This is a genomic window from Armatimonas sp. (assembly GCF_043760365.1).
In the GTDB taxonomy this organism is placed as follows: Bacteria; Armatimonadota; Armatimonadia; order Armatimonadales; family Armatimonadaceae; genus Armatimonas.
Map to the genome: position 1 here is coordinate 1 of NZ_JAYUPA010000468.1, position 1,670 is coordinate 1,670.

A 1,670-nucleotide genomic window follows, 5' to 3' on the forward strand; every position below is an offset into this window, starting at 1 on the left:
GGTTTTGTCTTTCTTCTGCTCGACCGAGCAGGCTCCCGACATTCAGGTGGTGAGCCCGAAGCGAGGAAGCACGTACTTCATGAGCAGGAAGTAGCCCAGTACAAAGACGATAGGAACTGCCCAGTCTGGCATTCGGAACGCTCGCATTTCTTACTTTTTGAACTTAATTGTCGCGGTGCTGGAGCCCTTGCCACCTGTGCCGATGGCGGAGACCTCGGCGGTAAAGATCAGCCCCGTTAGCTCCTTGGGGACGCGTAGAAGAATCGGCTCGGTGGCCCAGCGGCCACTGGCGTCGGCCTTGGTGGTGATCTCCCCGACGAAGCCCGAGGCGGCGAGGATATTGGCACGCTTGCCCGCGTAGCGCACCGTCACTTTGATGCTGGCATTGGGCAGACAGCGCCCCGAGAGCACCACACTGCCACCGACATTGGCACCATCTTGTGGCTGGTCAATGATCGGAATATCGGGCGGCCCCGCCGTGACCGTGATGGTGTTGGCGGCTTTCTGCGTGGCGGTTCGGCCCCGCAGGTCGGTGACTGTGACACTCACCGGCGCGGCAACCATCACATCTTGTTTCTGAACCGTGTAGCTGCCGACATAGATGCCTGGAGAGTCCTCTTTGAGTGGCTGGTCTTTCACCTTGGCCCCGAGGGAGAAAGTCGCACGGGAGCCCGCCGCGCCCACGGCCTTGATGGTCAGAATATCGCCGAAGTTAAGCGGACGGTCATCCGGGAGCGCCAGAACCGACGAGAGCATCACGGTGGCAATGACACTGAAGCGCCACTCGCGGCTGGTCTCATTTCCGGCAGCGTCCCGTGCGGTAAGCTTGGCGGTGACGGTGCCTTGCGCCAAATCGGTCTGGGGTTGGTAGGTGAAGAACGTGTCGCTGAAGATGGCGCGCACCGTGACATCCTCGCCATTGACCAGAAGCTGCATCTTGCGCGGGTCGCTGCCACTGCCCATGTCCGAGTAGGTTCCCGTGAAGTTCGGGCGAGCATCCGTCAGATCGCTGCCCTCCGTGGGAGTGAAGGTTCCCAGCGTGGGCCCGATCGCGTCAATGGCAAATGTCTCCGACGTCGCCACGGTGGGCGACGAGAGCGTGTCCACCATCAGCGTTGCCAGAGCAGTGGTGTCCTTGAGCGAGATTCCCGCCGGGATCGTGAGGTTGGCGACATAGTTGCCCGGTGTCGTTTCCACAAGAGGCAACGACTCCGCGCCAGGCACACCGGGGACGCGGAGCACGCCCTTGGCTGTGGGAGTTCCCACAACCGCGAAAGTAATCGTGTCGCCTGCTTTGACCCATTTTCCCCCTACATTGTGGCTTACCTTGAGCACCTCAACCTTGGGAATCACGGGTTTCTCCGCCTCAAGCACCGTCAGAGCGACGGCGCGATGGGTTATTGGATTGACCCGCAGGCTGACCCGCTCGCCCATCTTCACCTCGCTTAGGCTAGAGGGGTTGCCCAGCTTCTTCACCTCGGCGAGGGTCTCGACCTCGGCAGCAGCACCGTCGGTAAAGAGTGCAATCCAGCGGTTGCCCAGTGCCTCCAGGCTCTTGATCACCCCGATCCGCTCCTCGTAGCTGGCCTCGATCACAAACGCACGGCCCTGGCTGTCGCGCTTCACCTGAACAAAATCGCCACTCTTGAGGGCGCTCAGCTCCTGGCGCA

General features: G+C 61.4%; 1 protein-coding gene. It reads right to left on the reverse strand.

Annotated features, from left to right (window positions below; all coding sequences use genetic code 11):
* Nucleotides 1-150: 150 nt before the first annotated feature.
* Nucleotides 151-1,670: hypothetical protein (locus ACH2EH_RS10975; protein ID WP_395141605.1), on the reverse strand; the 1,520-nt coding region annotated here is incomplete at its 5' end.